The following is an 8461-nucleotide window of genomic DNA, read 5'->3' on the forward strand; positions in this document are numbered from 1 at the left end:
AAAAATATAAAATACTGTATTCCAGTTGATTTAAATTATGAGGCTAATGGAAAATGAGATCACATAAGAGAAGTTGGTTTAGCGGTATTATTTAAATCGGAGCTTGAGCCAGCCTAAAGCTAGGGAGATATTGTTTTTTACGGTTTGTTCCGATAGTGCAAGCTCCGTCGCGATATCTTTAATAGACATGGATTCTTTTCTGCTAAGCGAGAAAGCAGACCGCATTGTTGAAGGCATCTTGTCAATTTCTTGTTCGATAAGTAGAGCGAGTTCCTTTGCCAATAGTTCTTCTTCAGATGTCGTGGTTAAAGCTTGTGTTTGAAAGGTCTGGGAGAGGCTCTCAGCGCGGACAACTTTCCTTTGTTCATGAATGGTCCAGTCGATGATTTTGTATTTGGCTGTTTTAAAAAGATACGGATAAAGCGAAGATTCAATGCTGATTTTGTGCCTATTGTTCCAAAGGGCGACAAATACCTCCTGTAGGATATCTTCACAATCTTCAACACAGGAAACACGGCGCTGTATAAATCGAAAAAGTATAGCAGAATAGCGATTGACTAATTCCGAAAAAGCATGACGGTCATTGGCTTGAATCCCAACGAATAGCACGGTGTCATCTAACTGTTCCATAATTACCGCAATTTGTGTACTCCCTTAGTTTATTTTAGGCCAAATTTATAATTGTGGTGTTAAGTTAGTATTAAAAACAAAACATATGATAATGTTTTTTTTAATCAAACGATTGCATAGGATTTTTAATAAAAAAAAACGGCGGTTTTCCTGTTGCTGATCATATAAAGTAACAGGAAAACCGCCGCATGATCTTATCATTTAACCCCTTGTCAACCAACCTCTGCGTCCAGCTGTCGCTATAGCATACGGTGTAATCCAGAATAAGCTGAAAGCATAAAATATACTGTAACTATACGCCCAAAAAGCTTCTTTGGCATCCGAGTTTTTGGAAGCAAAGAAATAGGCCTGGATGCTGGAAAATATTAAGATACCGACCAATGTTGAGCTTAAGAACATCAGTGGATAATGAAATACGGTCCATAACATCAGTAACATCATCGGATAAGACAATAACACTTTTTTCCATTGCATAAGCAATAAGATACGTGCTCCCCATTTAGGTCCCTGACGGAAATTCTTAAATGCAAATTGACTCATCGCAATGTTTTCACGCACGTTGCTTCGTTCCCAACGGATAAACATCTTGTACAGATTTTTGTAACGTACAGGTGTGTCGGTATAAACGTATGCGTTAGATTGAAATAAAACATGATACCCCTGTTTCAGGATCATATTGGTCATCGCCCGATCTTCACCGATATCAGACGGTTGTCCCATAAAAGTCTGGTTAATCCAATCTTCCAAACAGTTCATGACAGCCTCTTTACGATAGCCAGATAATGCTCCCGGTGTACACATTACCGTACCCAACATACTTTGTGCAGAACGTACAAACTCAAAGCTGAATACGAAGCTCACATTTAACATACGAGGTATAATCGCTTTTTTAGTATTCAATACACGCACATTACCCGCAACTGCTCCACATTCCTTGTTTGTTACAAATGGACTCGCCATATTACGTATGGTATCCTTTTTAACAATCGAGTCACTATCAACCGTGATGAAAATCTCTCCCGTACCTAACTTAAATCCACGGTACAAGGCATGTCTCTTACCCATATTCTTGGGCTGCTGATAAATTTCAACACGATCGCCCAATTCCATTTTAGCACGTTGTATCCAGGCAAAGGTATTATCTTTACTACCGTCGTCAATTGCAATGATCTGCAATTTCTTCTCCGGATAATCGCTGCTAGCCAAACTATGTAAGGTATCATAAACTAATTGTCCTTCGTTATAAGCTGGAACGATAATCGTACAAGTCGGTAGCTCGTCGTCCGATACAGAAGCGATGGGTTTATATTTACGATGCAGTACAATCAAAAAAATCAAAAAGCTGATAGCAACAACAGCTAGAAATATTCCCAACGCAATTAAAAATGTTCCACCGATGCTGTCTAAACGTTGGAAACGTAATGCATCGAAATCGGGTTGAAGCATGTATACGCCAAAAACCGACGCAAATAGTATAAAAAATGTCGCTCCAAAAATACCATATTCTTTTGGACCAAAGTTGCTTTCTTCGTTTTTGCTCACTGTATGATCAGATCGCTTTTCTCCTGCATTTACATCGTATACCGCAGGCTTCCATTGTTTGGCCATCTGCTTGGATACGATCGAGTTTTCTTTCATGTAATTCATAACCGTTCTATTTTAGATATACATTCTTTCGTTCAATATTTACTTCGATACCGTTTGTGATATCATTTGTAATGAAAATATTACGATTCCATAAACGCAAAACACATGCCTTTATTTTGTGCCAAAAATAAGCAACCTCTTCTAATTGTAACGTTCTTGATACAAATAACAGGTGGATAATCTGTTGATTTGTAGTGTTTTGTGGTTTTATTGTAACGGAATTATGCCAAAATATAACGACGATCGATTCAATAGACTTTTAAGGTTTTTTAACATTTGCATGCAGATTGTTAAAAGAAATTGACAGTTTTTGCGACAAACTGTGTAGGAAAGGGGGCAATGTGCAGGTTGGAAAAATTCAGCTTAAGCCAAATAAAAAAAGCAAAGGATAGTACAAAAAAAAAGACGCCTCCAAAGGGGGACGTCTTCAATATCATCAAGTTTCGGAATGATCTTTATCCGCCAAATTCCATCAGATAATTTTTTAGAAAATCATTTAGATCGCCGTCCAGGACAGCTTGTGTATTGGAGGTTTCGTAATTGGTCCGTAAATCTTTAATTAACTTGTAAGGATGGAGGACATAATTTCGAATTTGGGATCCCCATTCGATTTTCTTTTTGTTTCCTTCAATAGCAGCGGTAGCTTCCTGGCGTTTACGCATTTCAATCTCATATAACTGTGATTTCAATAAGCGCATCGCATTTTCTTTGTTTTGTAATTGCGATCTGGATTCCTGATTTTTAATAATAATGCCCGTAGGTTTGTGGTGTAATCGAACAGCTGTTTCCACTTTATTGACGTTCTGACCTCCTGCACCACCCGAGCGGAAAGTATCCCATTCGATTTCTGAATCCTTAACATCAATCTCAATATTATCATCAATCAAAGGATAGACATAAACAGAAGCAAACGAGGTATGGCGTTTTGCATTGGAATCAAACGGAGAAATACGAACGAGTCTGTGTACACCGTTTTCGCCCTTCAGGTAGCCATAAGCAAAATCTCCGGATATCTGTAACGTTACACTCTTGATACCTGCAACATCACCTTCCTGCGAATCTTGTTCGGTCACTCGATATCCATTTTTCTCGCCCCACATAATATACATCCGCATCAGCATGGCTGCCCAGTCACAGCTTTCAGTTCCTCCGGCACCAGCTGTAATCTGTAAGATTGCATCCAGTTGATCTTCTTCGGCACTGAGCATGTTTTTGAACTCGAGCTCCTCGACTTTCTCTAAAGCTACTCTATATTGATCGTCCACTTCTTTTTCACTCGCGTCGCCAGATTGGAAGAATTCATACATGACATAGGCGTCTTCAACCGCCGCTGCAACTTCGTCGAAGTGGTCTGTCCATACCTTTTGGTTTTTTATGGCCAAGAGTATTTTTTCTGCAGCTTTGGAATCATCCCAAAAGCTTGCTTCAAGCGTAATAGCTTGATCTCTTTCTATTTCTTCTTTGCGTGCATCGATGTCAAAGATGCCTCCTCAGGGAAGTAACACGATCCCTCAAGTCTTGAATTTGTTCTTTTGTCATATCCGCTAAAGTAGAAATTTTAATTAATAAATTCGCGCTTCTATCTTAATAACTTCGCGTCCTATAGATGGTCAAATAGAGATAATTTGACCTTTTTTTTTTAGTTTTGGTATTGTCAACAGAATAAACCTTCATTTAAGGATCTACACGATGTGTAACAATGAAATACGGAAGGCTCTTATTGATGTTTAAAACAACTAATTTCAGTAAAAACAGTATGTTCCCAAAAATTAATTTTACAAAGACTGAGGCCTATAAGAATCTAGCACAGCATTTTGGTTCTTTATCAGGTCTATCTAACAATAGCGAAAAAAATGATCTACGCACACTTTTCGCCGCAGATCCCGCACGTTTTGAAAAATTCTCGATCGCTTTCGAAGATATACTTTTGGATTATTCCAAAAATCGGATCACTGCAGAGACAAAAGCGCTCTTGGTACAGCTGGCTAAAGAATGTGGTCTTGAAGAAGCGATAGCGGCGATGTTCTCTGGCGAGCGGATCAACGTGACCGAGAATAGACCGGTGTTACATACTGCTTTGAGAAACCAATCCTATCAACCCGTGTATGTGGATGGAAAGGACGTCATGCCTGATGTTAAACGAGTATTGGCACACATGAGAACTTTCACCGAAGAGATTCTATCTGGTCAGTGGAAAGGATATACAGGAAAAGAAATTACCGATGTGGTTAATATCGGTATCGGAGGTTCAGATCTCGGCCCTGTAATGGTAACAGAAGCATTAAAAGCTTATAAGACACGTTTAAATGTACATTTTGTTTCCAATGTAGACGGTACGCACATTGCTGAAACATTGAAAGCTGTGGATCCTGAAACAACCTTGTTTTTGATTGCCTCAAAAACTTTTACAACACAGGAGACAATGGCCAATGCACATACCGCTAAAGATTGGTTTCTGGCCAGTGGTGCCCTTCAGGAAGATGTCGCTAAGCATTTTGCTGCATTGAGCACCAATACAGAAGCAGTACGTGCCTTTGGAATAGATACCCAAAATATGTTTGAGTTTTGGGACTGGGTGGGCGGACGTTATTCCCTTTGGTCTGCAATAGGTCTTTCAATCAGTTTGGCAATAAGCTTCGATAATTTCGAGGAACTGTTGAAAGGTGCCTATGAAGCGGATGTTCATTTTAAGGAAACCTCCTTTGAATCCAATATTCCTGTGATATTGGCTTTGCTCGGTGTATGGTACAATAATTTTTTCCAAGCGGAAAGTCACGCAATTCTTCCTTACGATCAATACCTACACCGTTTTGCCGCTTATTTCCAACAAGGGGATATGGAAAGTAACGGTAAGTATATTGATCGCAATGGTCAACAGGTGGATTATCAGACTGGACCGATTATCTGGGGTGAACCTGGTACGAACGGACAGCACGCCTTCTATCAGTTGATTCACCAGGGAACCAAGTTGATTCCTTGTGATTTCATTGCACCTGCCAATAGTCTTAATCCGATCGGAAACCATCACCAATTGCTGTTGTCCAACTTTTTTGCGCAGACCGAGGCTTTGATGAATGGAAAAACGGAGGCCGAAGTGGTTGCTGAATTTAAGAAAGCCGGAAAGTCGGATCAGGAAATTGAAGCACTGAAAGCCTTTAAAGTTTTTGAAGGTAATCGCCCAACGAATTCCATCCTGTTCAAAAAAATGACGCCACGCACTTTAGGACGACTTATCGCATTGTATGAGCATAAGATTTTTGTCCAGGGTGTGATCTGGAATATTTATAGTTTTGATCAATGGGGTGTCGAGCTCGGTAAACAATTGGCCAATCAAATCCTCCCGGAATTAAGCGACGCCAATCCGGTTACAAGTCATGATTCTTCGACAAATGGATTGATCAATGCGTACAAAGCTTGGCGGGATTAAAATTGCTCACTGTGATCTAAATTAGATCGGGGATGAAACATAAGAAACGGGGCTGTTCAACTTTTGGACAGCCCCGCTTTTATTCAATTTTAGGGATATTCTACTACTTCTGATATCCGATTTTTACAGGTGTTGACCAGATTTCTTGGGTATCTTCTATTTTAGACTTTTTTCTGCTGGATTCGAATGGCATTTAAAATAGCCAAAAGTGCTACCCCAACATCGGCGATAACGGCTTCCCAGAGCGTTGCAACACCACCGGCACCAAGAACCAAAACAATGATTTTGATCCCCATCGCGAGAATGACGTTCTGCCAAACAATGCTTCGGGTAATTTTACCGATTTTGATCGCAGACAGGATCTTGTGGGGTTCATCGTTCTGGATCACTACATCAGCCGTTTCGATGGTTGCATCGGCTCCGAGTCCCCCCATGGCGATGCCGACCTGCGCTAAGGCAACCACTGGTGCGTCATTTACGCCATCACCGGCAAAGGCAACGTGGCGACCTTGATCGATTAGTTGTTGGACATGATTTACCTTATCTTCCGGAAGGAGGTCCCCGTAAGCTTTGTCGAGCCCAAGTTCTTTGGCAACTTCATTTACTACAGCTGCCTTATCACCAGATAGCATGACGGTGTATAGACCTTGAGCACGCATGGTTTGGATCACTTCCTTGGCATCGGGCTTAATCCGATCCGCCACAGTGATATAACCCGCATATTGATCTTCGATGGCAAGCAATACAATGGAGTAGGCCACTTGCCTTAGCTCTGCAGGATAGCTGATATTGAATTTGTCCAGTAACTTGCTGTTGCCTGCGAGTGTACGTTTTCCGTTAACAGTGGCGAGGAGTCCGTGGCCTGCTATTTCCTGGGTTTTCTCAGCTTGCAATGCGGGACTGCCGGGATGATAACTGGCGATCGCCTTTGCGATGGGATGTGTTGAATGTGCCTCGACAGCCTTAGCATAACTCAGTAATTCCGTTGGATCTCCATGGACAGCAAAAACTTCCGTTACTTCAAATACACCCGCTGTAAGTGTACCCGTTTTATCCATGACAATGGTATCGACTGCGGTGATGGCATCGAGGAAATTCCCGCCCTTAAATAGTATGCCATTTCGGGAGGCTAAACCTATACCACCAAAATACCCCAAGGGAATCGAAACAACCAGGGCACAGGGACAGCTGATCACCAAGAAGACCAAACTCCGGTAGAACCATTCCTTAAAACTATAGTCCTGAACAAAAAACAGGGGTAAAATAAGAACCAAAAGCGCGAGGCCGAAAATAATAGGAACATATATTTTGGCAAATCTGGCGATAAACAATTGTGTTTTGGACTTCCGTGCGGTAGCATCCTGTACCATTTCGAGAATTTTGCTCAATTTGCTATCCTCAAATGTACGGGTTACCGCGATCTCAACAACCGTTTCCAGATTAATCATACCTGCAAAAACAGCTTCACCCCTATATTTTGTATCGGGTTTACTCTCTCCAGTCAATGCTGCGGTATTAAATGCGGCTTTCTCCGTTTTCAATTTACCATCCAGCGCCACTTTTTCGCCTGCTTTTACAAGGATAATTTCGCCAATTGTGACGGTTTTTGGATTTACCTGCTGCTGTTGCCTGTTGCGCAGGACCGTTACTTTATCGGGACGGATATCCAATAGCGATTTGATTGATTTCTTGGCGTTATCGACGGCGGTATCCTGAAACCATTCTCCGATTTGGTAGAATACCATTACCGCAACACCCTCTTCAAATTCTCCAATAGCAAATGCACCTAGGGTCGCAACGGTCATCAAAAAGAATTCATTAAAAATATCACCACGGCTTGCCTTGCGAAATGCCATTTGAATAACGGGGATTCCCGCGAGAAGGTAGGCAACGCTATTTAAGGTCAAACTGATGCCAAAGGGAAGGCTGATCTTAAACGCATATTTCAATAGGAGTAAAGTAAGTAAGATGACGAGAGCCATGACGAGCTTACGCTGGGTAATCCACCAAGGCTGTTGCTTTGTTGTAAGACAGTGCTCCGGTGTGGCATGGCTATGCTCGTGGTTGTGTTCGCACATATATCAGCGGTTCTTTATGAGAATTAAATTTAGCGAATTCTGCGGTAAAAAGCGAGGGAAATGGGGATAAACTCATTCATAAAGACGACTATTTTAAAGGAATTTGACCGGTAAAAAATATGTTTTCAACTGGCAGATGATATCAGTGGAGGAATGTGAAAAGGGCTATCCAATTTTTTGGACAGCCCCTTATGCTATGTAATGAATGTATTCTTAATCTTTTGACATACTGCCAATAATCATTTCCAATATGGCAACGACAATGGCAAACAGTGCTGCGGTCCAAAATCCATGTACATCAAATTTGGAGCCGAGTAGTGAATCGGTCAACAAGACCATTAATACGGTAATAATAAAGGAAACCAGACCAAGGGTAAGCCAATTCAATGGGAAAGTAAACAACCTTAAAATCGATCCCACAGTGGCGTTGACAAATCCAATGACAAGTCCCGTAACGATAGCCCAACCGAAACCAGCAACTTCAGCACCAGGAACAACCCAGCAAGCAATTGCGACTACCAGACCAGTAAGTAAAAGACTAATAATAAATTTCATAATATGTGCTAATTTATAAAGAGTAAATAAAGTAATAATATATTACTTGTCGTACAAACCCGATGCCAAACTTTGTTTAGATCATCGCTTTTAAATCTTGGGGTAGATGGATGGATGGATGGAT

General features: G+C 41.1%; 6 protein-coding genes. 1 reads left to right on the forward strand and 5 read right to left on the reverse strand.

Features of this window, described 5'->3' with window-relative positions; translation table 11 throughout:
• Window positions 1-87: 87 nt before the first annotated feature.
• From AAW12_RS05650 to prfB, 3 genes are all read right to left on the reverse strand, one after another.
• Entirely contained in the window at window positions 88-630 is a 543-nt protein-coding gene (locus AAW12_RS05650) for an RNA polymerase sigma factor (protein WP_046672633.1), read from the reverse strand.
• Between the two features lie 201 nt (window positions 631-831).
• On the reverse strand, window positions 832-2277 hold the full coding sequence (locus AAW12_RS05655; RefSeq protein ID WP_197083982.1) for a glycosyltransferase: 1446 nt from the start codon (window positions 2275-2277) through the stop codon (window positions 832-834).
• Window positions 2278-2732: 455 nt separating this feature from the next.
• Window positions 2733-3816, reverse strand: a protein-coding gene (gene prfB / locus AAW12_RS05660; protein WP_112375267.1) for a peptide chain release factor 2 whose coding sequence is annotated in 2 segments (ribosomal slippage) — window positions 2733-3755 and window positions 3757-3816 — 1083 coding nt in all. Because the reading frame shifts where the segments join, the coding sequence is not laid out codon by codon here.
• Window positions 3817-4033: 217 nt separating this feature from the next.
• Here prfB and pgi point away from each other — a divergent pair.
• Window positions 4034-5704, forward strand: a complete 1671-nt coding sequence (pgi, locus tag AAW12_RS05665) for a glucose-6-phosphate isomerase (protein ID WP_046672646.1) — start codon at window positions 4034-4036, stop codon at window positions 5702-5704.
• A gap of 161 nt (window positions 5705-5865) precedes the next feature.
• Here the strand turns inward: pgi and AAW12_RS05670 are convergent, their stop codons facing one another.
• Together AAW12_RS05670 and AAW12_RS05675 are read right to left on the reverse strand one after the other, a co-directional pair.
• Window positions 5866-7782, reverse strand: a complete 1917-nt coding sequence (locus tag AAW12_RS05670; protein WP_046672634.1) for a heavy metal translocating P-type ATPase — start codon at window positions 7780-7782, stop codon at window positions 5866-5868.
• Window positions 7783-7995: 213 nt separating this feature from the next.
• A complete protein-coding gene (locus AAW12_RS05675; RefSeq protein WP_046672635.1) occupies window positions 7996-8337 on the reverse strand; it encodes a phage holin family protein in 342 nt (113 codons plus the stop codon).
• Window positions 8338-8461 lie beyond the last annotated feature (124 nt).

It is taken from the genome of Sphingobacterium sp. Ag1, assembly GCF_000988325.1.
In the GTDB taxonomy this organism is placed as follows: domain Bacteria; phylum Bacteroidota; class Bacteroidia; order Sphingobacteriales; family Sphingobacteriaceae; genus Sphingobacterium.

Excerpts from the sequence above, each read along its gene's own strand:
- pgi (WP_046672646.1), top strand. The coding sequence starts at position 4,034 with ATGTTCCCAAAAATTAATTTTACAAAGACTGAGGCCTATAAGAATCTA.
- AAW12_RS05655 (WP_197083982.1), bottom strand. The coding sequence starts at position 2,277 with ATGAATTACATGAAAGAAAACTCGATCGTATCCAAGCAGATGGCCAAA.
- AAW12_RS05675 (WP_046672635.1), bottom strand. The coding sequence starts at position 8,337 with ATGAAATTTATTATTAGTCTTTTACTTACTGGTCTGGTAGTCGCAATT.
- AAW12_RS05650 (WP_046672633.1), bottom strand. The coding sequence starts at position 630 with ATGGAACAGTTAGATGACACCGTGCTATTCGTTGGGATTCAAGCCAAT.
- AAW12_RS05670 (WP_046672634.1), bottom strand. The coding sequence starts at position 7,782 with ATGTGCGAACACAACCACGAGCATAGCCATGCCACACCGGAGCACTGT.